A 21043-nucleotide genomic window follows, 5' to 3' on the forward strand; every position below is an offset into this window, starting at 1 on the left:
TTTAGCCGGCCTTGGGCGGCGGGGTCGCCGCGGCGGGGGCGGCGGCCGGCGCGGCGGCGGGCGTCTCGGGCTTCGCGGCCTGCTGGTTGGCGGGCGCGGCCTTGCGCGGCGGCGTGCGAGCGGCCTGACGGCGCGGCGCGGGCGCGGCCTTGGGCGGCTCGGCGGCGGGGGTTGGCGACTGGGCTTCGTTCTGCGCCAGCGCCTGGGCGCGGGCGGCGGCGGCCTGGGCGTCGGTGAAGCGCTTGGCGAGGCCCTCGGTCAGCTTCTTGGCCTCGGCGGCCGGCATCTGGGCCATGATGGCCGACAGCGACCGCTCCTTCATCTTGGCGGCGATCGGCAGGCGGACGGAGTCGTCCAGGGCGGTGAAGCGCGGGGCGGCGTCCTTGGCCTTCATGCCCTCGAACACCTTCACCAGGCGGTCGATCTCGGCGGCTTCCTTGTTGTTGGCCTGGGTGAGGAGGCCCGAGACCTCGCCCTTCAGCCCGTTCAGGGCCTTGATCTTGGCGTCCAGCTTGGCCTCGGCCGCGGCCATCAGCGCGAGCTGGGTGTTGAGGTCGTTCTCGCGGGCGTCCAGCACGCCGCGGCGCTCGCCCAGGCTCTGCAGCACCTGCAGTTCGGCGGGCGACAGGCCGGCGGCCTTGGCGAGTTCGGCGGCGGTGGGCGCGCAGACCGCCTTCGGCTGGATCGTCGGCGTCGGCAGGGCCGCCGCGGCGTCCTTCGCCTGGCCAGTCTCGGCCTTGGCGTCCTTGGCCTTGTCCTTGGGCTCGCCCTTCACGGCCTCTTCGGCAAACGCGCGGGCGCCCGAGACGAGAGCCGGCAGGTCGCGGGCGCCGGCCAGGGCGTTGATGGCGAGCACGCCGGCGGCGGCGACGCCGACCAGCGGCAGGATGCGGGGCATGGACTTCACCGGCGGCCTCCGAAGGCGGCGTCGAGGGTCAGCGGCGCGTCTTCGAAGAGGTCGTCCTCGGGATCGACCGGCGCGGGGCGGATCGGCGTGACGCGGGGCTGTTCGCGCACCAGCCGCTCAGGCTTGGCGCGGGCCTCCCGGGCGGCGGCCAGCAGCGCGCCCAGGCGGCGCTCGGCGTCCCGGTCGGGATCGGGCATGGAGCGCGCCTGTTCGGGCGCTTGGTTGATCAGGCGCTCCAGCTTGGTCGCGAGCGCGCGGCCCTTCTCGATGCGGTCGGCGAGCGCGTCGGTCGCCTCGTCGGTGGCCGCCCGCAGGTCGGCCAGGCCCTGCTCGGCGCGCTGCGCGGCGGCGTTCAGCTCGGCCACGGCGCTGGCGAAGCCGTCCTGGCTATCGCGCAACGCGGTGAGGCGGCGGTTCAGGCGCACGCCCATGCCAAGGGCGGCGAGCAGCAGCCCCGCCAGCACGAGGTTCATGATCAGGCCGATGGCGCTCATTGGCTCCTCGTGACGGCTTGGCGGGCGTGCGGCGTCAGAGGCGCCTCGACCCGGACGGCGATGTGAGAATTGCGGCGGCCCATCCGGCCGCGGGTGAGCGGGATGGCTCCCGCCCGAAGCTCGACCAGACTGTCGGGCGTGGCGTTCAGCATGATGGTGTCGCCGACCTTCAGGTCCAGCACGCGCTGCAGCGGGATCTGCTGCTCGTCGAGGACGGCGCGGACCTCCATGCTGGTGGTCCAGAGCTCGGTGGCGAGGTGGCTTTCCCAGATGTTGTCGCGACCGAACTTCTCGCCCATGAACTGCTGCAGCAGCATCTTCCGAATGGGCTCGAGGGTGGCGTAGGGCAGCAGGAGCTCGATGCGGCCGCCGCGGTCTTCCATGTCGATGCGCAGCTTCACCAGGATCGCCGCATTGGCGGGACGCGCGATGGCGGCGAAGCGCGGGTTCGTCTCCAGCCGGTCGAGGGTGAAGCTCACCGGGGTCAGCGGCTCGAACGCCTCGCGGGCGTCGGCGAGGACCACCTCGACCATCCGCTGGACCAGCACGCGCTCGATGGTGGTGTAGGGCCGCCCCTCGATGCGCATGGCCGCCGTGCCGCGCCGGCCGCCCAGCAGAACGTCGACGATCGAGTAGATCAGGTTCGAGTCGACCGTCAGCAGGCCGTAGTTGTTCAGCTCTTCCGCGCGGAACACCGACAGGATGGCCGGCAGCGGGATCGAGTTCAGGTAGTCGCCGAAACGGATCGACGAGATGTTGTCGAGGCTGACCTCGACGTTGTCCGAGGTGAAGTTGCGCAAGCTGGTCGTCATCAGCCGCACCAGGCGGTCGAAGACGATCTCCAGCATCGGCAGGCGCTCGTAGCTGACGAGCGCGGAGTTGATGATCGCTCGGATGCCGGTGCGTTCGGCGACCTCGTCGTCCGAGAGGTCGAAGCCCAGCAGGCTGTCGATCTCGTCCTGATTGAGGATGCGCTCCGAACCGATCAGGCCCTCGGCGGAAGCGGCCTTGGGCTCGGTCCAGCCGGCGGCTGCGGTTTCGGGAGAGGTGTCGACGTCTTCGCTCATGGGATCTTGCGGTCAGCCAGGGCCTTTCAGGCGCTAGTTGATGAGCATCTCCTCGATCAGGACGGCGTTGGCTTTGGACGGCGCGATGACCAGGTTCACCCGGCGCAGGATCTCCATGCGCAGCTGGTAGCTGCCCTGGCTGCCGGCGAGGTCTTCGGGCCGCAGCTCGCGCAGGAAGCTCTGGAACATGTCCTGGAGCCTGGGCATGTTCGGGTCGAGCGTCTCGACGGCGCCCTCGTCGGGCAGCTCCAGGGTGAGCTTGAGCTTCAGGAAGGTGGGCCGACCGTCGGCGGTCTGCATGTTCACCACCACGTCGGGCATGGTGTAGAAAACCACCCCGTCGGGCCCTTCGCGGACGACGGCAGCGCCCTTCTCGCCCTCCTTGCCCTTCTCCTCCTTGCCCTTCTTTTCCTTCTTCTTGGGCTTGGCCTCGCCGTGAGCGGCAGCCTCGTCGGGCTTGGGCTTCAGGAACATGAAGGCCGCGGTCCCGCCGCCGCCCAGCACGAGCACGGCGGCCACGCCGCCGATGATCAGGAGCTTCAGCGGAAGCTTCTTCTTGGCCGGTTCGGCGCCCTCCTCGCCCTCGGCGGGAGCCTCGCCCTCCGGCGCTTCCTTGACCTTGTCCTTGGCCACGCGCGCGTTCCTTAGAATCTTACCCGTCCACGCATGCGCCGGTTTGGTTAAGAACCCGTTTTTAACGGACCTTAACGGGGGCGAACGATGCCCGGCATTTTCCGCCGGTGGGCGCCCGTTAACTTTATTGTTCGTTGAAATATCTGGGCTTTTCAGTTGGCCCAAAGCTTGCAGCGGAGGGACGTGAAAACGTCGCCCTGCAAGGCTTGCCGGTTAAGATGGACAACGCCACCTACATCGGACTGTCGCGCCAGATGGTGCTCCGTCGCGAGATGGACATCATCGCCAACAACATCGCCAACCTGGACACCACCGGGTTCAAGGTCGAGTCGCTGCTGCACAAGACCGACGCCCGGTCGCCGGCCATGACCCTGGGCGGCCCCAAGCCGGTGAAGTTCGTCTCGGCTGACGGCGTGGCCCGCGACTTCAGCCAAGGCGCGCTGCGCCAGACCGGCGGCGAGCTGGACCTGGCCATCGAGGGCCAGGGCTTCTTCCGCGTCCAGGCCGACGACGGCGAGCGGTTCACCCGCGACGGCCGTTTCCGCACCGACGAGATCGGCCGGCTTGTGACCCAGGGCGGCCAGCCGGTGATGGACGAGGGCGGCGGCGAGATCACCATCGACCCCGAGAAGGGGCCCGTGTCCATCGCCCAGGACGGCACCGTCAGCCAGGGCGCCGAGCGGATCGGCAAGGTGGGCGTGTTCACCTTCGAGACCCTCGCCGCCCTCGAGAAGACCGGCGACAACCAGTACCGCAACACCTCGAACCTGTTCCCGCAGCCGGCCGCCGACGCCCGCCTGCGCCAGGGCATGCTCGAAGGGTCGAACGTTCAGGCCATCCTGCAGATCACCCGCATGGTCGAGGTGAGCCGGGCCTACGAGTCCACCGCCAAGATGATCGATGCCGAAGCCGACCTCTCGCGCCGCTCCGTCGAGCGCCTGGGCCGGGTCCAGTAAGGGAATAGCGACCGATGCAAGCGCTCCGCACCGCCGCGACGGGCATGGCCGCCCAGCAGCTGAACGTCGAGGTCATCTCGAACAACATCGCCAACATGAACACGGTGGCGTTCAAGCGTCAGCGCGCCGAGTTCCAGGATCTGCTCTACCAGACCTTCGAGGCCGCGGGCGTGCAGTCCTCGGATCAGGGGACGATCGTGCCGACCGGCGTGCAGGTCGGCGCCGGCGTGAAGGCCGGCAGCGTCTACCGCATCGGCACCCAAGGCACGCTGACCCGCACCGACAACAAGCTGGACATGGCGATCGACGGCCGCGGCTACTTCCAGGTGCTGCTGCCCTCGGGCGAGACGGCCTACAGCCGCGCCGGCAACCTGGCGGTCAACGACCAGGGCCAGCTGGTCACCCAGGACGGCTACCAGATCCAGCCGGGCATCACGATCCCGCAGGACGCCGTCGACGTGGCCATCTCCAAGAGCGGCCAGGTGCAGGTGACCCAAGCGGGCCAGACGGCGCCGAACGTGGTGGGCCAGCTCGAGCTCGCCACCTTCCTGAACGAGGGCGGCCTGCAGGCCCAGGGCTCCAACCTGTTCATCGAGACGGCCGCCTCGGGCCCGCCCACCACCGGCATTCCGGGCGAGAACGGCGTCGGCGAGCTGATCCAGGGCTACACCGAAGCCTCGAACGTCGACGCGGTGGCGGAAATCACCGCCCTGATCGTCGCCCAGCGGGCCTACGAGATGAACTCCAAGGTCATCTCGACCGCCGACAACATGCTGCAGACCGCCAACCAGGTGAAGGCTTAGGGCCATGAGGACGCTCGCCGCCCTCGCCGCCTCGCTGCTGGTCGCGGGCCCTGCGCTCGCGGGCCAGCCCGTGACGCTGAAGACCGACGCCACCGACGCGGACGGCGTGGTGACCCTGGGCGACCTGTTCGACGGCGCGGGCGCCGCGGCCAAGGTCCCGGTCGCCGCTCGCGCGGGCGCGGTGGTCATGCTGGACGCCCTTGCGGTGCAGGCCGCCGCCCGCCGCGCGGGCCTGGACTGGAGCAACGCCCAGGGAATCCGCCGCATCGTCGTGCGCGGCGGCCCGTCCGGCGCCGCCGCCCAGCGCGGCAACGTCGAGGTCCTGACCTGGGCCCGCAACATCATGGCGGGAGAGACGATCCAGCCGGCCGACCTCGTCTGGGGCAAGGCCGCAATGGCGCCGGCCGACGCGCCCAACGACCCGGACATGGTCGTGGGCCTGGCCGCCAAGCGGGCGCTGCGCGCCGGCGCGGCGGTGGCCGGTCGCGACGTGGCCGCCCAGGAGGTGGTCAAGGCGGGCGAGGTCATCACCCTGACCTACGACGCCGACGGCATCACCCTCGCCCTGCAGGCCAAGGCCGTCTCCGGCGGCGGCGTGGGCGAGGTGATCAACGTCCAGAACGTCTCGTCCAAGAAGGTCGTCCAGGCGGTCGTCACCGGCCCTGGCCAGGCGGCCGCCGGCCCGGCCGCCGACCAGATGAAACTGCTCAACCGCAACACCCGCGTCGCGCTCCGCTGAAGGAAGCCACCATGCGTATCCGCACTCTCGCGCTTATCGCCCCCATCCTTATTGGCGCCCCCCTCGCCGCTTGCTCGACGGTGACCGAAGCCGTCCGCGGGCCGGAACTGGCCCCGGTGGGCTATCCCTCCGCCCTGGTGCCCCGTGAGCAACAGGTGTTGCCTTTGGCGTCGGCGCGCGAGCCGCTGCCGACGCCGGCCAGCGCCAACTCGCTGTGGCGTTCGGGCGCGCGCGCGTTCTTCGTCGACCAGCGCGCGGGGCGCGTCGGCGACATCCTGACCGTCCAGATCGACATCGACGACAGCGCCAAGACCATCAATTCGACCACCAGCTCGCGCAGCTCAGGCGTCACGGCGGGCATCCCGCACCTGTTGGGCCTGGAGTCGAGCCTCGGCAAGATCCTCCCCGGCGAGTACGACCCGGCCAACGCCATCGAGACCAGCTCGAAGTTCGCCAACACCGGCGCGGGCGCGGTGAACCGGGCCGAGAAGATCAGCCTGACCATCGCCGCCGTGGTCACGGGCGTCCTGCCGAACGGCAACATGACGATCCAGGGCACCCAGGAGGTGCGCACCAACCACGACATCCGCCAGCTGACGGTGGCGGGCATCGTCCGGCCCGAGGACATCAGCGCCGCCAACACCATCCGCCACAGCCAGATCGCCGAGGCGCGGATCAGCTACGGCGGCCGCGGCGACATCCACCGCGTGCAGAAGACGCCGGCCGGCCAGTCGCTGATCGAGCGCTTCTCGCCCTTCTAGGATCAAAACCGGCGGCGCCGACGTTAACCCTTGCAGAGGGAGCGTCATGCGCCGCCGGAGCCTTTTCAGCCTGTTCGCCGCCATGAGCCTGGCGGCCTGCGCGCATCCCGTGGCGCCCGTCCCGACCGGTCCCGACATGGCCTGGTCCCTGAACCACGCCGAGGGCGAGGGCGCGAAGCTGGCCTACGGCCAACCCCAGACCGACAATGTGCTGCTGATGCTGACCTGCGAACCGCGTTCCGGCGCGGTGCGGGTCTCGATGAGCGCGCCGGACGGGGGCGGCGGCAAGGCCCTGAGGCTGAGCTCGGGCGGCCGCTCGGCGAAACTTGCCGGCCAGGCGGCGCCGTCCGGGCTGGGCGACGGGCTGCTGATCGAGGCCGAGGCCCGCGCGGACGATCCGGTGCTGGCGCGGTTCGCGCAGAGCGGCGAGCTGGCCGTGGCGGTCGGCGCCCGCTGGACGAAGCTGCCGGCCGATCCCGACAAGAGCCGCCGGTTCGTGGAGAGCTGCCGGGGAGCCTAGGCCCGCCGGCCCTTCGCCGAGGCGTTGTCGATGCCGAGCGCGCCTAGGGCGGCGCGGACGATGCCGTCGGCGTCGAGACCCGCTTGCGCGTACATCGCTTCCGGCTTGTCCTGGTCCTGGAAGATGTCGGGCAGCGTGAGCGTGCGGATCTTCAGGCCGCGGTCCAGGGCGCCGTGCTCGGCCAGCGCATGCAGCACGAAGGCGCCGAAGCCGCCCATCGCGCCCTCTTCCACCGTGACCAGGCACTCGTGCTCGCGCGCGAGGCGCAGCAACAGGTCGAGGTCCAGCGGCTTGGCGAAGCGCGCGTCGGCGACGGTGGCCGAGAGGCCGCGGGCCGCCAGGAGGTCGGCCGCGCGGAGGCTTTCCGTCAGGCGCGTGCCGAACGACAGGATGGCGACCGCCGTCCCCTCGCGGACGATGCGGCCCTTGCCGATCTCGAGCGGGTCGGCCAGGGCCGGGATCTCGACGCCCACGCCCTCGCCGCGGGGATAGCGGAAGGCCGAGGGACGGTCGTCGATGGCCACGGCGGTGGCGATGGCGCGGGCGAGCTCGGCCTCGTCGGAGGGACCCATCACGACCATGCCCGGCAGCTGGCCCAGGAAGCCCACGTCGAACGAGCCGGCGTGGGTGGGGCCGTCGGCGCCGACGAGACCGGCGCGGTCGATGGCGAAACGGACCGGCAGGCCCTGGATCGCGACGTCATGGACCACCTGGTCGTAGCCGCGCTGCAGGAAGGTGGAATAGATCGCCGCGAACGGCTTCATGCCGTCGGCGGCGAGGCCGGCGGCGAAGGTCACCGCGTGCTGCTCGGCGATGCCGACGTCGAAGGTCCGCTCCGGGAAGCGCTGGCCAAAGAGATCGAGGCCGGTGCCCGACGGCATGGCCGCGGTGATCGCGACGATCTTCGGGTCGCGCTCGGCCTGCTTGATCAGCTCCTGGGCGAAGACCTTGGTGTAGCTGGGCGCGTGGGTCTGCGACTTGGCCTGGGCGCCGGTCACCACGTCGAACTTGACCACCCCGTGGTACTTGTCGGCGGCGTTCTCGGCCGGGGCGTAGCCCTTGCCCTTCTGGGTGACGACGTGGACCAGCACCGGCTTGTCCACGATGTTGCGGGCGTTCTGCAGCACGTGGACCAGGGCGTCCATGTCGTGCCCGTCGATCGGACCCACGTAGTAGAAGCCAAGCTCCTCGAAGAACGTGCCGCCGGTGACCATGCCGCGGGCGTATTCCTCGGCCTTGCGGGCGGCTTCCTGCAGCGGCCGCGGGAAGGCCTTGGAGACCGCCTTGCCGAGGTTGCGGAGCGATTGGTAGCCGCCGCCCGACACGAGCCTGGCCATATAGGCGCTCATGCCGCCCACCGGCGGGGCGATCGACATGTCGTTGTCGTTGAGGATGACGGTGAGCTGCTTGGTCGTGTCGGCGGCGGTGTTCATGGCCTCGTAGGCCATGCCGGCGCTCATCGAGCCGTCGCCGATGACGGCCACGACCTTGTTGTCCCGGCCCTCGCGGTCGCGGGCGGCGCAGAAGCCCAGGGCGGCCGAGATCGAGGTGGCCGCGTGCGCCGCGCCGAAGGGGTCGTATTCGCTCTCGGCCCGCTTGGTGAAGCCCGAGAGGCCGCCGCCCTGGCGCAGGGTGCGGATGCGATCGCGGCGGCCCGTGAGGATCTTGTGCGGATAGGCCTGGTGGCCGACGTCCCAGATCAGGATGTCGCGCGGCGTCTCATAGACGTGATGCAGGGCGACGGTCAGCTCCACGACGCCCAGGCCCGCACCCAGGTGGCCGCCGGTCTGCGACACCGCGTCGATCGTCTCGGCGCGCAGCTCGTCCGCCAGCTGGCGCAGCTGGGCGATCGAGAGCCCGCGCGTGTCGGCGGGCGAGTTGACCGTGTCGAGCAGGGGCGTAACGGGGGGCATCGAGAAAGAACGCGACGGTTGAAACTATTGCCGGCGCTCTAGCACGAAATCGACGCTGGCCCGCAGGAAATCGGCCTGGGCGCCGAAGGGCTCGAGGTGGGACTTGGTCTGGCCGGCCAGCACGCCCAGGCGCTCGCGGGCGGCGTCCACGCCCAGCAGGGTGACGAAGTTGACCTTCCCCTTCTCGACGTCCTTGCGCGCGGCCTTGCCCATGGCCTCGGCGTCGCCCTCGGCGTCCAGCAGGTCGTCCACGATCTGGTAGGCGAGGCCCAGGTCGTGGGCGAAGGCCATCAGGGCGTGCCGTTCGGCTTCCTTGGCGCGGGCGACCACCAACGGCAATTCGAAGGCGCAGGCGATCAGAGCGCCCGTCTTCAGGCGCTGCATGCGGGCGACGCCGCCCAGGTCCTCGCGCACGCCGAGGATGTCGATCATCTGGCCACCGACCATGCCCCGGGCCCCGGAGGCGGTGGCCAGCCGGGCGACCAGCTCGCTGCGGACCGATCCGTCGGGGTGGGTGTCCGGATGCGCCAGGATCTCGAAGGCGGCGGTCTGCAGCGCATCGCCCGCCAGCACGGCGGTGGCCTCGTCGTAGGCCTTGTGCACCGTCGGACGGCCTCGGCGCACGTCGTCGTCGTCCATGCACGGCAGGTCGTCATGCACCAGGCTGTAGGCGTGGATGCACTCCAGCGCGCAGGCGGCGCGCAGCACGGGCCGTTCGTCCAGGTCGAACATCCGGCCGGTCTCGAGGGCGAAGAAGGTGCGCAGGCGCTTGCCAGGACCAAGGACGGCGTAACGCATGGCCTCGGTCAGGCGGCTCTCCGGCCCGTCGGCGCGGGGGAGGAGCTCGTCGAGCGCCACCGTCACGAGGTCGGCGGCCTCGGCCACGCGCCGGGCGAGGTCCATCAGCCGAACTCGGCAGGCTCGGCGTTCGGCGCGCCGCCCGCGCCCATCACGATCTTCTCGACGCGCAGGCGTGCGGCCTCTAGCCGCGTCTCGCAGTGAGCCTTCAGCGCCGCGCCGCGCTCGTACATGCGAATGGAGTCCTCCAGCGGCGCCTGGCCCGACTCCAGGCGGGCGACGATCTGCTCGAGCTCGGCCAGCGCCTGCTCGAAGCTCATGGCGGCGATGTCGGCGGGCTCGGACATGGGTCCCCTCGTGGCGGCGCTCTGCGAACCTAGAACTGGCGCCGGCGCCGGTCCACCCGCTATGGGCAAAGGGCCGCGCGACTCCGTCATCGGTCTGCAATGATGGGCGGATAGCTCGGGGAGGCCGAGGGGTGCAATCCGAGATCATGTCTGTATCGCGTCGACGTTTCCTGAGCCTGGCCGCCACCTCGGCGGCCTTCGGCGGCCTGTCCCAAGCCTTCGCGCAGGGCCCCGCCGGCGTGGCCTATCGCAACCAGGTCCCCGGCTACGGCGAGCTGGTCCCCGACCCGGCGCGCATCTTCGACCTGCCGAAGGGTTTCTCGTACCGCGTGGTCTCGGAATTCGGACAGCCGATGGACGACGGCCTCGTCACGCCGGGCCGCATGGACGGCATGGGCGCCTTCGATGCAGGCGATGGCCGCGTGGCCCTGGTCCGCAACCACGAGATCTATCCGGCCGACCTGGAGCGCTCGGCGTTCGGCCGCGACGGGGCCCTGACGGCCAAGGTCGAACGCGACCGGGTCTTCGACCGTATCGGCGACAAGCCTTTCGCCGGCGGGACGACGACGCTGGTGTGGGACCTTCGCGCCCAGCGGCTGGTGTCGCACCACCTGAGCCTGGCCGGCACCATGATCAACTGCGCGGGCGGCGTGACGCCCGAGGGCAGCTGGCTGTCATGCGAGGAGACCACCCAGCGGGCTGGCACCCAGGGCGCCCAGGACCACGGCTGGGTCTTCGAGGTGCCGGCGGACGCCCGCGGCCTGGTCGCGCCCCAGCCGATCAAGGCCATGGGCCGCTTCCGGCACGAGGCCACCGCCACCGACCCGCGCACGGGGGTCGTCTATCTGACCGAGGACATCGGCGACGGCCTGATCTACCGCTACCTGCCGAACGACCGGCGCAAGCTTCTGGCCGGCGGCCGGCTGCAGGCCCTGGGTTTCAAGGGCGGCGGCGATCCCCGCAACTGGACCGAAGCCTGGTGGCGCCAGGGCGATTGGCGCGAGACGGTCTGGATCGACGTCGACGAGGTCGAGAACCCCAACGACGACCTGCGCCTGCGCGGCCAGGCCAAGGGAGCGGCGCCGTTTGCCCGCGGCGAGGGCCTGTTCTTCGGCAAGGGCGAACTCTACGCCACCTGCACCAACGGCGGGCCGAAGAAGCTGGGCCAGATCCTCCGCTATGTGCCCAGCCGCTACGAGGGCCAGCCGCGCGAAGCCGATGCGCCCGGGCGGCTGCAGCTGTTCCTCGAGCCGCAGGACGAGGCGGTGATGAACATGGCGGACAACCTGGCGGTCGCCCCGTCAGGTCACCTGTTCGTCTGCGAGGATAAGGGCATGGGCCAGAACCAGCTGAAGGGCGTCACGCCCAAGGGCCAGGTGTACACGTTCGGCCGCAACGCCATGCCGCCGCCGGCCGCGGCCATGCCGGTGAACACCGAACTCGCCGGGGTCTGCTTCTCGCCCGACGGCTCGACGCTGTTCGTGAACCTCTATTCGCCGGGCAAGACCCTGGCGATCACCGGCCCGTGGAACCGCTTCCGCGCCTGATGGCCTAGTGGACGGCGCGGCTGGGCGACGGCATCGCCGCCAGCCGCTCGCGGGCCCGCCGGTTCGCCGCGCGCGACTTGCGCTGGAATTCGAGCTCGGCCTCGACGGTGCGGCAGACGTTCGCCGTCACCTGCTCCAGCGCCTTCGAGAGCCGGACGAGTTCGGCCGCGCCTTCCGCGGCCTTGACCTGAGCCGACAGCTCGTCGGCCTTGGCGAGTTCCCGCGACAGGCGGTCGAGCACCTTCGCGCGTCGGCGGCTGGGATCGTTCATGAACAAATTAAGAACACGTCGCCACGCAGGCGTCAAGTCAGCTGCGTTCGAAGCGCCGCATCGACCAATATTTGTAGCCTTCGCTCTCGACCAGCTTCCAGCCCAGCTTCCGCAGGGAGCGGCCGACCATGAAGTTGAAGAAGCCGTGCGCCAGGACGACGACGTTCTCGCCGCCGGCCGCCAGGCCGATCAGCATGGCGGCGGCGCGGTCGGCGCGCTCCTCGGCCTGGGAGCGGGTCTCCTGCCCTTCATGGTGATCGAAGAACCACCACCAAAGCCTGGCCAGGAAACCCCACAGCGAGGGCGACAGCTTGATCCAGCGCGGCAGGTCCGGCGGGGGCAGCGGCGCCTCGATGAGCAGGTCATGGCGGTCGAATTGACGGTCCCGCGCCAGCGCCTGGGCGCTCTCGATAGCGCGCACGCGGGTGGACGAGACGAGCGTCCCGCACCCTTCCACGAACTTCAGCAACTGCTGCGGCGGGGTCTGGCCGGGCAGGATGCCCAGGATCTCGTAGTTGGCCCAGAACTCGCGGTACTCGGCGGCGTTCAGGCGCACCTTGCGCGACAGCGCCGGCTCGCCGTGCCGGGCGAGGATGATCGCGCCGTGACGGATCGTGGCTGGCGCCACCTGGGGCTGGTCGGTGACGGGATCGCCCATCAGACCTGCACGCCTTTGCCGATGGCGCCCACGCGCACCTGAAACGCCCCTCACCCGTCCGCCAGGGCCCTCACATGCGCAAGCGCAGAGCGGCCCAGAGCTTCGAGGTCGTACCCGCCCTCGAGCGAGGAGACAACCCGACCCTTCGCATGACGGTCCGCGACAGAGACGACCGCCCGGGTGGCCCAGGCGAAGTCGGCCTCCTCCAGGCTTTGGCCGGCGCCGCCGATCGGGTCGCGGCGGTGGGCGTCGAAGCCGGCCGACACGATGACCAGGTCGGGCGCGAAGGCGTCCACCTGGCCCATCAACCCCTCGAAGGCCTGCCGCCAGGCCGCAGCCGGGGCGCCCGGCTCCACGACCGCGTTGGCGATGTTGCCCGCCACACTCTCGGACGGGTGGCCGGTGCCGGGCCACATCGGCCACTGCTGGATGGACGCCAGGAACAGACCATCCTGGCCCAGGAACGCCGCCTGGGTCCCGTTGCCGTGGTGGATGTCGAAGTCGACGACGGCGACCCGCTTCAGGCCCGCCGCCTGCGCGACCTTCGCCGCCACCGCCACGTTCGAGAAGATGCAGAAGCCCATCGGCAAGCCAGGTTCGGCATGATGTCCAGGCGGGCGCACGGCGCAGAACGCCCGCTGGGCGCGGCCCGCCGCCACGTCGCGGACCGCCTTGACCGCCGCGCCGGCGGCGCGCCCGGCCGCGACGAGACTGCCGGCGGACATGTAGGTGTCTGGGTCCAGCTCGTGGATGTCGTGGGCGGGCGTCGCGGCGAAGATCCGTTCCAGGTGCGCCGCCCCGTGCACCCGGGCGAGATCGGCCTCTTCCACCAGCGGCGCATCGTTGGGGATCAGGGCGAGGTCGCCGGCGTCATCGAGGGCGTCGATGACCGCCCGCAGCCGCTCCGGCCGCTCGGGATGGCCCTCGCCCGGACGGTGGTCCAGCATGTCGACGTGTGTGTAGAGCGCGACGTCCATGGCGCCATCCTACCGCAAACCGCGCCCGTCGCTTACATGAGGGTCATCGCAGGGGGCCTCCGATGACCGAAGCCGTGATCCGCCGGGCGCATGCCGCCGACGCCGAGACCTTGGCCGCGCTGGGCGCGCGCACCTTCGTCGAGACCTTCGGCCACCTCTATCCGCGCGAGGACCTCCAAGCCTATCTGGCCGAAGCCTACAGCCTGGAGCGCACCCGGCGCGACCTGGCCGACGCCGCCAAGGCGTCGTGGCTGGTGGAGGTCGGCGGTGAGGCGATCGGCTATGCCTTGGCGGGCCCCTGCAGCCTGCCGCACGAGGAGGTCACGCCCCGCTGCGGCGAGCTGAAGCGGATCTATTTCCTGAAGACGGCCCAGGGCGGCGGCTTGGGCGCGCGGCTGTTCGCCCAGGTGATCGCCTGGCTGCAGGCCGACGGTCCACGGGACGTCTGGATCGGCGTCTGGTCCGAGAACCACGGGGCGCAGAAGTTCTACGCCCGCCACGGCTTCGAGAAGGTCGGCGGCTACGGCTTCCCGGTTGGTAGAACGGTGGATTCCGAGTTGATCCTCAGACGAAGGGCGGAAACCTTCGCTGCAATTTCGCCACAATTGGTGTTCGACGAACAGACATCGGCCTGAGACAGCTCTGCGCGGGTCCGATTGTTGCGGAGATTTAACCTAGCGCCACCTTCCCGCGAACCTCTGCTTCTGAGAACCTGTAATCAGAAGTGACGGAGTCTTCGAGGGCGCTTGGGATGCTCAAGATCGGCTATGTTCGGTTCGGCGAGCAGGACCAGCACGAGCAGGTTTCGACCCTCGAAGCCCTCGGCTGCCAGGTGATCCGCACCGAGGAAACCCTCGCCGAGGGCGTCGGCTCGCCCGTCCTGGCGTCGATCCTCGACTTCATCGCCGCCGGCGACCAGCTGATTGTCACCCGCCTGGAGCACCTGGCCGCGTCCAGCCGCGAACTTCTGGATGTGGTGGCGCGCCTCGAGGCGCGCGGGGCCAGCCTCTATGTGGCGGACGCGGGTGTCAGCACCCAGGGGGAAGGCGGTCGCGCCCTGCGGGCGGTGCTGGAGGCCGTGGGCTCCTTCGACAGCGAAACCTCGGGACGGCGGCGGCGCGCCACCGCCGAGGCCCAGCAGATCCGGGCGCTGCGGCGCGCGGGCATCGGCCCCGTCGAGATCGCCCGGCGCCTCGGCGTCTCGCGCATGACGGTGTGGCGCAAGCTGCGCGAGATGGAGGCGCAAGCCTAGGCTCCGCGCCGGCTCGCCTGCACGAAGTCCACGAACGCGCGCAACGGCGACGGCATTGTCCGGCGGCTGGGATAGTAGAGGAACGGCGCCGGGAAGACCTCGGACCAGTCGGCCAGGACCTCCACCAGACGGCCGCTCGCCAGGTGCGGTTCGGCATAGCCGTCGAAGGTCGGCAGGAAGCCCAGTCCTTCCAGCGCCGCGCGCATGAGCAGCGCGGCGTTCGTCGACGTGATCGGGCCCGTCGGAGAGATGCGCAGCGTCTCGCCGCGGCGTTCGAACTCCCACGGCGGCTCCGCCCCGCTCGGGAAGCGCACCCGCAGGCACGGCAGCCGCAACAGGTCGCGCGGATGCTCGGGCCATCCCACGCGGGCGATCAGCTCGGGCGAGGCCACGACGGCATAGCGCTGGGGCGGGCCCAGCGACACGGCGACCATGTCCTGGGCCAGGCTCTCGCCCCAGCGGACGCCCGCGTCGTACCCCGCGGCCACGATGTCGACGAGGCTGGCTTCGATCGTGAGCTCGAGGCGCACGGCCGGATAGGCCTTGAGGAACGCGGTCAGCAACGGGGCCAGGAACAGGTCCACCGCCGGCTCAGGCGCGTTGATCCGCAGGGCGCCGGCGGGCTCGGCTTGGGCGGAGCGCGCCTCGGCCACCGCCTCGCCGATCTCGACCAGCGCCGGCTGCAGGCGGGCCAGCAGCGCGGCGCCCGCATCCGTGAGGGCGACGCTGCGGGTCGTACGGTTCAGCAGACGGACGCCCAGCTGGGCCTCCAGCTCGCGTAGCGTGGCGCTCAGGGTCGACGCCGACACGCCCCGCTCGACGGCGGCGCGCCGGAAGTTCCGGTGTCGCGCGATGGCCGCGAAGCTGTCGAGGGCGGCAAGGTCCAGCCGGTCCATTGTTCGGATTTCCGCACAGTTCGTGCGGAACAATGCCGATTATCGCGAGCAATTCCCAGGCCTAGCTTTCGTGCACAACCACGGAGGCGAACGATGCAGACGCGCAAGCTTGGAACCACTGGTCCCACGGTCTCGGCCCTTGGCCTGGGCTGCATGGGCATGTCGGACATGTACGGCCCGGCCGACCGCGCCGAGAGCCTGGCCACCATCGACGCGGCGGTGGAGGCTGGGATCACCCTGCTGGACACCGGCGACTTCTACGGCATGGGCCACAACGAGATGCTGATCGGCGAGGCGCTGAAGCGCCACCGCCGCGACGACCTGGTGCTGAGCGTGAAGTTCGGCGCGCTGCGCGGGCCGGACGGCGCCTTCCTGGGCTACGACGCCCGGCCCATCGCGGTGAGGAGCGCCCTGGCCTATTCCCTGCGCCGCCTGGGCGTGGACCACATCGACGTCTACCGGCCCTCGCGCCTGGACCCGAGCGTGCCGATCGAGGACACGATCGGGGCGCTCGCCGAGCTGGTGCAGGCCGGCTACGTCCGCCACATCGGGCTGTCCGAAGTGGGATCCGAGACGATCCGCCGTGCGGCCCAGGTCCACCCGATCAGCGACCTCCAGATCGAATACAGCCTGCTGTCGCGCGGCATCGAGGACGGCATCCTGCAGACCTGCCGCGAGCTGGGCGTCGGGATCACCGCCTATGGCGTGCTCTCGCGGGGACTGATCGGCGGCCACATGAGCGCCGCCCCGTCGGGCCGCGACTTCCGGGCGATGAGCCCGCGCTTCCAGGGCGAGAACCTGGAGAAGAACCTGCAGCTGGCCGAGGCGCTGCGCACCGCGGCCCAAGCGGCGGGGGTGACGCCGGCGCAGGCGGCGATCGCCTGGGCGGCGTCACGCGGCGACGACATCGTCCCCCTGGTCGGCGCGCGCCGCCGCGAACGGCTGGCCGAGGCCCTCGGCGCGCTGGAGGCGAAGCTGTCGCCCGAAGCGCTCGCCAGCATCGAGGCGGCCGTGCCGAAGGGCGCGGCGTCGGGGGAGCGCTACCCGACGCAGCAGATGGCCATGCTGGACAGCGAGCGCGCCTGAGGTCCCGCGCAGACTGGACATGCGGGACCCGGAGCCCCATCCTCGGCGTTCAAACGGACGTTCGAAGGCGGATCCCGCATGTTCATGCGCTTCTTCACCGAGCTGCGCGAGGCCAAGGTGCCCGTGACGCTGAAGGAGTACCTCGCCCTGATGGAGGGCCTGGACAAGGGCGTCATCGACCGCTCGGTGGACGACTTCTACTACCTGTCGCGCGCCGCACTGGTGAAGGACGAGAAGAACCTCGACAAGTTCGACCGGGTGTTCGGCCACGTCTTCAAGGGGCTGGAGCGGGTCGACGACGGGGTCACCGCCGACATCCCGGCCGAGTGGCTGAAGAAGATCTCCGAGAAATTCCTCACCGAGGAGGAGAAGGCGCAGATCGAGGCCATGGGCGGCTTCGAGAAGCTGATGGAAGCCCTGGCCGAGCGCATCCGCGAGCAGAAGGAGCGCCACGAGGGCGGCAACAAGATGATCGGCACCGGCGGCACCTCGCCGTTCGGCGCTAACGGCTACAATCCCGAAGGCGTCCGCATCGGCCAGGACAAGGGCCGGCACGGCAAGGCCATCAAGGTGTGGGACAAGCGCGAGTACAAGAACCTGGACGACCAGGTCGAGCTCGGCACCCGGAACATCAAGGTCGCCCTGCGCCGCCTGCGCAAATGGGTCCGCGACGGCGCCCCCGAAGAGCTGGACCTGGATGGCACGATCAAGGGCACGGCCGAGAAGGGCTACCTGGACATCCACCTGCGTCCCGAGCGCCGCAACAAGATCAGCGTCCTGATCTTCTTCGACATCGGCGGCTCGATGGACAGCCACATCAAGGTCTGCGAGGAGCTGTTCAGCGCCGCGCGCTCCGAGTTCAAGAACATGGAGTTCTATTACTTCCACAACTGCCTCTACGAGGCGGTCTGGAAGGACAACCGCCGGCGGCACGCCGAGAAGATCCCGACCTGGGACGTGCTCCACAAGTTCCCGCACGACTACAAGATCATCTTCGTGGGCGACGCCACGATGAGCCCCTACGAGATCACCTATCCGGGCGGGTCGGTGGAGCACTGGAACGAGGAGGCCGGCGCCGTCTGGCTGGACCGGGTGACCCAGATCTACGAGCGCGTGGTGTGGCTGAACCCGACCGCCGAGCGGCACTGGGACTACACGCCCTCGATCGGCGTGATCAAACAGCTGGTCGGCGACCGGATGTTCCCGCTGACGATCGAAGGGCTGGAGAAGGCGATGCGCGAGCTGGCCCGCTGAGCAACCAGGGGTGTGCGATTGCGCCGGATCGACCTAAGCTGGCGTGATGCTTAAGGGATTCGCATGACCGATCCCCTGATTCAGGATCCGCCCGAGACGGAAGAGGCGCAGGCCGCCACCAAGGCTGCGGTCTTCAACGCCGCCGAGCGGCTGTTCGCGCTGCACGGCTTCCAGAACGTCTCGGTGCGCGACATCACCGCCGAGGCCGGGGTCAACCTGGCGAGCGTGAATTACCACTTCGGCTCGAAGGACGCCCTGCTCTTCGAGATCTTCAAGCGGCGCACGGCCGAGCTCAACCGCGAGCGGGCCCGCCTGCTGCACGAGGCCGCCGCTCGCCACGGCGGCCGCCCGCCGGTGCGCGAGATCCTCGAGGCGTATTTCTCGCCGCCGCTGCGCTGGTCGGCGCCGGACAACGAACGCCGCATCTCGATCCAGTTCATCATCCGCGCCCGCTCAGAAGGGACTGAGGAGATGCGCGAGGTGCTGCGCAACGACGTCAGCCACCTCGCACGCTTCGCCGACGCGCTGCTGGCCGCCCGGCCCGACCTGCCGAAGGAAGACGTCTACTGGCGGCTGCACTTCGTGCTGGGCATGGTCCACAACAACCGCTTCGCCGAGTTCGACCGGCTGCACCATCTGTCGGGCGGCGTCACCCGCGAGGGCGACGTGCAGGCGCTGCTGAGGCGCATGCTGGACTTCGCGGAGGCTGGCTTCCTGGCCTGACGGCCTCCGGCGCCGACTGGAGGGCCACCGCATCGCGATGTGCCGCGGAACACAGAATTTCCCAAGGCCAAGCTTGCGTTGAGAGAGGCTCTGGGGAAGGTGACCACGTGCTGCGTTGCAGCGCGAGCGTCCCAGTCCGGTCGATGAACATCTCAGTCCAGCCAGCGCCCCCAGACGTTCCCTTGGACATGAAGCGCGCCCTTCGCGCGCACCCCTGGGAGACCACTCCGGTCGGGGCTATGTCCGATTGGCCGGCGTCGCTGAAGACGCTCGTCGATGTCATGTTGGACGCCGATCAGCCGATGCTGATCATCTGGGGCCCGACACGGACGATGATCTACAACGATGGCTATGCGCCCACCCTGGGAAGTCGCCATCCCGGCGCCCTCGGCCGACCGTTCTTCGAAGTATGGCCGGAACTTGAACCCGATCTCAGTCCGATCATGGCGCGGGCGCTTGCGGGCGAGCCGATCCATATGGGGGACATTCGCCTAACGGTGCACCGCAACGGCTATCCGGAAGAGGCGCACTTCGCTTTCTCCTACACGCCGATCCGGGACGACCGGCAGAAGGTCGTCGGCATCTTCTGTCCCCTGCGCGAGACCACGCGCGAGGTCGCCGCGGCCGAGACGCAGGCGTTCTGGCTGAAGCTGGAGCGCGAGCTGATGGACCAGACCGACCCGGCGGCGATCATTCAGACCTCGCAGCGGGCGCTCGGCGAGAAGCTCCAGGCCGGTCGGGTCGGCTACGGCGCCGTGGACTTCGAGGCCCGTTACTTCACCACGGCCAACAACTGGACCGACGGCAGCATCCCGCACCAGAACGGCACCCACGACCTCGCGGCCTTCGGACCCGAGATCTGGAACGCGCTGAAGGGCGGCGAGCCGCTGGCGATCGAGGACGTCACGACCGACCCGCGGTTCGACTCGCCGGAGGCGCGCGCCGCCTTCGCGGCCCTGCAGATGCGCTCGGCGCTGACGGTCAGCTTGGTGAAGGGCGGACGGATGATCGCCGCCATGTACGTGCACGATCAGCGGCCGCGACGCTGGACGACCGCGGATCGGGAGCTGGTTCTGCAGGTCGCGGACCGCACCTGGTCGGCGCTGACCCGCGCGTCGGCCGAACAACAGGTCCGCAGCGTCCTGTCGAGCATGGCGGAGGGCTTCCTGCTGCTCGACCGTCAGTTCCGCGTCGTGTCGATCAATCCGGAAGGGCTGCGGCTGGACGGCCGCGCGCGGCACGAGATGCTGGGCCGGACACACTGGGAGCTGTGGCCCGGCACCGAACACTCCGCCCTGGGCCAGGTGCTCCGGCGCGCGATGGCCGAGGCCGCTCCCGCCGAGCTGGAGCACGTCTACGCCTTCGAGGATGGCCGCACCGTCTGGTTCGAGACGCGGGCCTATCCGACGGACCAGGGCCTCGCGCTGTTCTACCGCGACGTCAGCGAGCGGAAGGCCGCCGAGCAGCGGCTGGAGCTGCTGATGCGTGAAGTCGATCACCGCGCCAACAACCTGATGTCCGTTGTGCAGGGCGCCGTCGCGTTAAGCCGCGCGGACGACGCCGACACACTCAGGACGATCATCCTTGGCCGGGTGGACGCGCTGGCCCGGGCGCACCAGCTGCTGGCGGCGTCTCGATGGACCGGCGCCGATCTGCGGCGGCTCGTCGCCGACGAGGTTCGGGCCTACACGCTGGGCGACGGTGACCGCGTGTCGATCAATGGGCCTGACGTGCCGCTGAGCCCGGCCCTGGCGCAGGGCATCGCCATGGCGGTGCACGAACTGGCCACCAATGCGCTCAAGCATGGGGCGCTGAACAACGCCACGGGCCGAATCGACGTGGCCTGGACGCGCTCGGCCCACGGTCTGCGGCTGACCTGGACCGAGTCCGGCGGACCGCCGGTCGAGGCGCCCACCCACGCAGGGTTCGGCACGACCGTGCTGCAACGGGCGCTCAAGGGGGCGATCGGCGGGCAGACGACGCTGAGCTGGAACGAGCGGGGGCTGGTATGCGTGCTCGAGGCGCCTCTCTCGGACAACGCCGGCTAGACCTCAAAGGTCGGCTGGGCGCCCCACCAATCCTGCCAAAGCTCGCCTGAAAGCCTGCCACCCGGCTGGCGGACACGCGAAGCTGCGCCATATCGGCGCCATGCCGAAGATCATCACCGACGCCGCGACTTTCATCGCGCCCAAGGCCTGGGGCGCCCGCGATCTGGCCTTAGTGGAAGGCGCCAGCGTGCGCTTGCACTGGACCGACCAGCCGTACGACTGGCACGTCAACGACGGCGCCGAGGTGTTCCTGGTCCTCGAGGGCGAGGTGGAGATGCGCTACCGCGAGGCCGGCGTGGAGAAGGCGGTGCGCCTGAAGCCCGCCGACATGTTCATCGCCGAGGCCGGCGACGCCCACGTGGCCCACCCGATCGGGCCGGCCAGGGTGCTGGT

Annotated in this window: 24 protein-coding genes; 13 read left to right on the top strand and 11 right to left on the bottom strand. The window is 70.1% G+C overall.

Annotation, left to right across the window (positions count from 1 at the left end; translation table 11 throughout):
• Position 1: 1 nt before the first annotated feature.
• From RIF93_RS03020 to RIF93_RS03035, 4 genes are read right to left on the bottom strand one after another with little or no spacing between them, the layout of a single operon-like run.
• Positions 2–898, bottom strand: coding sequence for a MotE family protein (locus RIF93_RS03020; RefSeq protein WP_375163826.1), 897 nt, complete (start codon positions 896–898; stop codon positions 2–4).
• A 5-nt stretch (positions 899–903) separates the two neighbouring features.
• Positions 904–1401 carry a DUF6468 domain-containing protein gene (locus tag RIF93_RS03025; RefSeq protein ID WP_309088318.1) on the bottom strand — a complete coding sequence of 166 codons (498 nt, stop codon included), beginning with the start codon at positions 1399–1401 and terminating at the stop codon, positions 904–906.
• Positions 1398–2468 (bottom strand): flagellar motor switch protein FliM, encoded by a 1071-nt coding sequence (gene fliM / locus RIF93_RS03030; RefSeq protein ID WP_309088320.1) that lies wholly within the window; start codon positions 2466–2468, stop codon positions 1398–1400. Before fliM ends, RIF93_RS03025 begins: the two co-directional genes overlap by 4 nt.
• A gap of 33 nt (positions 2469–2501) precedes the next feature.
• Complete coding sequence (locus tag RIF93_RS03035; RefSeq protein ID WP_309088322.1) at positions 2502–3101, bottom strand: flagellar basal body-associated FliL family protein; 600 nt, start codon at positions 3099–3101, stop codon at positions 2502–2504.
• A 218-nt stretch (positions 3102–3319) separates the two neighbouring features.
• Between RIF93_RS03035 and flgF the strand changes: the two genes are divergently transcribed.
• The 5 genes from flgF to RIF93_RS03060 are packed head-to-tail and all read left to right on the top strand — an operon-like array spanning position 3320 to position 6880.
• On the top strand, positions 3320–4057 hold the full coding sequence (gene flgF, locus RIF93_RS03040) for a flagellar basal-body rod protein FlgF (protein WP_309088324.1): 738 nt from the start codon (positions 3320–3322) through the stop codon (positions 4055–4057).
• Positions 4058–4071: 14 nt separating this feature from the next.
• Complete coding sequence (gene flgG / locus RIF93_RS03045; protein WP_309088326.1) at positions 4072–4860, top strand: flagellar basal-body rod protein FlgG; 789 nt, start codon at positions 4072–4074, stop codon at positions 4858–4860.
• Between the two features lie 4 nt (positions 4861–4864).
• Positions 4865–5599: a flagellar basal body P-ring formation chaperone FlgA gene (gene flgA / locus RIF93_RS03050; RefSeq protein WP_309088328.1), complete on the top strand. Its 735-nt coding sequence runs from the start codon at positions 4865–4867 to the stop codon at positions 5597–5599.
• An 11-nt stretch (positions 5600–5610) separates the two neighbouring features.
• Complete coding sequence (gene flgH / locus RIF93_RS03055; protein ID WP_375163824.1) at positions 5611–6360, top strand: flagellar basal body L-ring protein FlgH; 750 nt, start codon at positions 5611–5613, stop codon at positions 6358–6360.
• Positions 6361–6406: 46 nt separating this feature from the next.
• A complete protein-coding gene (locus RIF93_RS03060; RefSeq protein WP_309088330.1) occupies positions 6407–6880 on the top strand; it encodes a hypothetical protein in 474 nt (157 codons plus the stop codon).
• Here RIF93_RS03060 and dxs read toward each other — a convergent pair.
• From dxs to RIF93_RS03075, 3 genes are read right to left on the bottom strand one after another with little or no spacing between them, the layout of a single operon-like run.
• Positions 6877–8793: a 1-deoxy-D-xylulose-5-phosphate synthase gene (gene dxs, locus RIF93_RS03065; protein ID WP_309088332.1), complete on the bottom strand. Its 1917-nt coding sequence runs from the start codon at positions 8791–8793 to the stop codon at positions 6877–6879. The two genes, RIF93_RS03060 and dxs, sit on opposite strands and share 4 nt — an antisense overlap.
• Positions 8794–8817: 24 nt before the next feature.
• The gene (locus RIF93_RS03070; RefSeq protein WP_309088358.1) at positions 8818–9699 is read right to left on the bottom strand and encodes a farnesyl diphosphate synthase; all 882 of its coding nucleotides are present in this window, start codon (positions 9697–9699) and stop codon (positions 8818–8820) included.
• Positions 9696–9938, bottom strand: coding sequence for an exodeoxyribonuclease VII small subunit (locus RIF93_RS03075; RefSeq protein ID WP_309088360.1), 243 nt, complete (start codon positions 9936–9938; stop codon positions 9696–9698). The genes RIF93_RS03070 and RIF93_RS03075 overlap by 4 nt, the downstream gene beginning before the upstream one ends.
• Positions 9939–10084: 146 nt before the next feature.
• Here RIF93_RS03075 and RIF93_RS03080 point away from each other — a divergent pair, with 146 nt between their 5' ends.
• Positions 10085–11485, top strand: a complete 1401-nt coding sequence (locus RIF93_RS03080; protein ID WP_309088334.1) for an alkaline phosphatase PhoX — start codon at positions 10085–10087, stop codon at positions 11483–11485.
• Between the two features lie 4 nt (positions 11486–11489).
• Here RIF93_RS03080 and RIF93_RS03085 read toward each other — a convergent pair whose 3' ends face one another.
• From RIF93_RS03085 to RIF93_RS03095, 3 genes are read right to left on the bottom strand one after another with little or no spacing between them, the layout of a single operon-like run.
• Entirely contained in the window at positions 11490–11756 is a 267-nt protein-coding gene (locus RIF93_RS03085) for a hypothetical protein (RefSeq protein ID WP_309088336.1), read from the bottom strand.
• 37 nt (positions 11757–11793) lie between these two features.
• Complete coding sequence (locus RIF93_RS03090; RefSeq protein ID WP_309088337.1) at positions 11794–12414, bottom strand: histidine phosphatase family protein; 621 nt, start codon at positions 12412–12414, stop codon at positions 11794–11796.
• 50 nt (positions 12415–12464) lie between these two features.
• Positions 12465–13391 carry a histone deacetylase family protein gene (locus tag RIF93_RS03095; protein ID WP_309088339.1) on the bottom strand — a complete coding sequence of 309 codons (927 nt, stop codon included), beginning with the start codon at positions 13389–13391 and terminating at the stop codon, positions 12465–12467.
• Positions 13392–13453: 62 nt separating this feature from the next.
• Between RIF93_RS03095 and RIF93_RS03100 the strand changes: the two genes are divergently transcribed.
• Complete coding sequence (locus RIF93_RS03100; protein WP_309088341.1) at positions 13454–14026, top strand: GNAT family N-acetyltransferase; 573 nt, start codon at positions 13454–13456, stop codon at positions 14024–14026.
• 116 nt (positions 14027–14142) lie between these two features.
• Positions 14143–14643, top strand: coding sequence for a recombinase family protein (locus tag RIF93_RS03105; protein WP_309088343.1), 501 nt, complete (start codon positions 14143–14145; stop codon positions 14641–14643).
• On the opposite strand, the gene RIF93_RS03110 is transcribed toward RIF93_RS03105, so the two are convergent.
• On the bottom strand, positions 14640–15539 hold the full coding sequence (locus RIF93_RS03110; RefSeq protein ID WP_309088345.1) for a LysR family transcriptional regulator: 900 nt from the start codon (positions 15537–15539) through the stop codon (positions 14640–14642). The two genes, RIF93_RS03105 and RIF93_RS03110, sit on opposite strands and share 4 nt — an antisense overlap.
• Positions 15540–15632: 93 nt before the next feature.
• Here RIF93_RS03110 and RIF93_RS03115 point away from each other — a divergent pair, with 93 nt between their 5' ends.
• The 5 genes from RIF93_RS03115 to RIF93_RS03135 all read left to right on the top strand — a co-directional run.
• Positions 15633–16625, top strand: a complete 993-nt coding sequence (locus RIF93_RS03115; protein ID WP_309088347.1) for an aldo/keto reductase — start codon at positions 15633–15635, stop codon at positions 16623–16625.
• 78 nt (positions 16626–16703) lie between these two features.
• Positions 16704–17879, top strand: a complete 1176-nt coding sequence (locus RIF93_RS03120; protein ID WP_309088349.1) for a VWA domain-containing protein — start codon at positions 16704–16706, stop codon at positions 17877–17879.
• Between the two features lie 63 nt (positions 17880–17942).
• The gene (locus RIF93_RS03125; protein ID WP_309088351.1) at positions 17943–18602 is read left to right on the top strand and encodes a TetR/AcrR family transcriptional regulator; all 660 of its coding nucleotides are present in this window, start codon (positions 17943–17945) and stop codon (positions 18600–18602) included.
• A gap of 188 nt (positions 18603–18790) precedes the next feature.
• Entirely contained in the window at positions 18791–20650 is a 1860-nt protein-coding gene (locus RIF93_RS03130) for a PAS domain-containing protein (protein ID WP_309088352.1), read from the top strand.
• A gap of 100 nt (positions 20651–20750) precedes the next feature.
• The coding region (locus tag RIF93_RS03135; protein WP_309088354.1) for a cupin at positions 20751–21043 on the top strand (293 nt) is incomplete at its 3' end.

Source organism: Phenylobacterium sp., from assembly GCF_031181185.1.
GTDB lineage: Bacteria > Pseudomonadota > Alphaproteobacteria > Caulobacterales > Caulobacteraceae > Phenylobacterium.

Bases quoted from the DNA above. Each gene is read 5' to 3' on its own strand.
- RIF93_RS03020 (WP_375163826.1), bottom strand. From the start codon at position 898: ATGCCCCGCATCCTGCCGCTGGTCGGCGTCGCCGCCGCCGGCGTGCTC.
- RIF93_RS03025 (WP_309088318.1), bottom strand. From the start codon at position 1,401: ATGAGCGCCATCGGCCTGATCATGAACCTCGTGCTGGCGGGGCTGCTG.
- fliM (WP_309088320.1), bottom strand. From the start codon at position 2,468: ATGAGCGAAGACGTCGACACCTCTCCCGAAACCGCAGCCGCCGGCTGG.
- flgF (WP_309088324.1), top strand. From the start codon at position 3,320: ATGGACAACGCCACCTACATCGGACTGTCGCGCCAGATGGTGCTCCGT.
- flgG (WP_309088326.1), top strand. From the start codon at position 4,072: ATGCAAGCGCTCCGCACCGCCGCGACGGGCATGGCCGCCCAGCAGCTG.
- flgA (WP_309088328.1), top strand. From the start codon at position 4,865: ATGAGGACGCTCGCCGCCCTCGCCGCCTCGCTGCTGGTCGCGGGCCCT.
- flgH (WP_375163824.1), top strand. From the start codon at position 5,611: ATGCGTATCCGCACTCTCGCGCTTATCGCCCCCATCCTTATTGGCGCC.
- RIF93_RS03060 (WP_309088330.1), top strand. From the start codon at position 6,407: ATGCGCCGCCGGAGCCTTTTCAGCCTGTTCGCCGCCATGAGCCTGGCG.
- dxs (WP_309088332.1), bottom strand. From the start codon at position 8,793: ATGCCCCCCGTTACGCCCCTGCTCGACACGGTCAACTCGCCCGCCGAC.
- RIF93_RS03075 (WP_309088360.1), bottom strand. From the start codon at position 9,938: ATGTCCGAGCCCGCCGACATCGCCGCCATGAGCTTCGAGCAGGCGCTG.
- RIF93_RS03080 (WP_309088334.1), top strand. From the start codon at position 10,085: ATGTCTGTATCGCGTCGACGTTTCCTGAGCCTGGCCGCCACCTCGGCG.
- RIF93_RS03085 (WP_309088336.1), bottom strand. From the start codon at position 11,756: ATGAACGATCCCAGCCGCCGACGCGCGAAGGTGCTCGACCGCCTGTCG.
- RIF93_RS03090 (WP_309088337.1), bottom strand. From the start codon at position 12,414: ATGGGCGATCCCGTCACCGACCAGCCCCAGGTGGCGCCAGCCACGATC.
- RIF93_RS03095 (WP_309088339.1), bottom strand. From the start codon at position 13,391: ATGGACGTCGCGCTCTACACACACGTCGACATGCTGGACCACCGTCCG.
- RIF93_RS03100 (WP_309088341.1), top strand. From the start codon at position 13,454: ATGACCGAAGCCGTGATCCGCCGGGCGCATGCCGCCGACGCCGAGACC.
- RIF93_RS03105 (WP_309088343.1), top strand. From the start codon at position 14,143: ATGCTCAAGATCGGCTATGTTCGGTTCGGCGAGCAGGACCAGCACGAG.
- RIF93_RS03110 (WP_309088345.1), bottom strand. From the start codon at position 15,539: ATGGACCGGCTGGACCTTGCCGCCCTCGACAGCTTCGCGGCCATCGCG.
- RIF93_RS03115 (WP_309088347.1), top strand. From the start codon at position 15,633: ATGCAGACGCGCAAGCTTGGAACCACTGGTCCCACGGTCTCGGCCCTT.
- RIF93_RS03120 (WP_309088349.1), top strand. From the start codon at position 16,704: ATGTTCATGCGCTTCTTCACCGAGCTGCGCGAGGCCAAGGTGCCCGTG.
- RIF93_RS03125 (WP_309088351.1), top strand. From the start codon at position 17,943: ATGACCGATCCCCTGATTCAGGATCCGCCCGAGACGGAAGAGGCGCAG.
- RIF93_RS03130 (WP_309088352.1), top strand. From the start codon at position 18,791: ATGAAGCGCGCCCTTCGCGCGCACCCCTGGGAGACCACTCCGGTCGGG.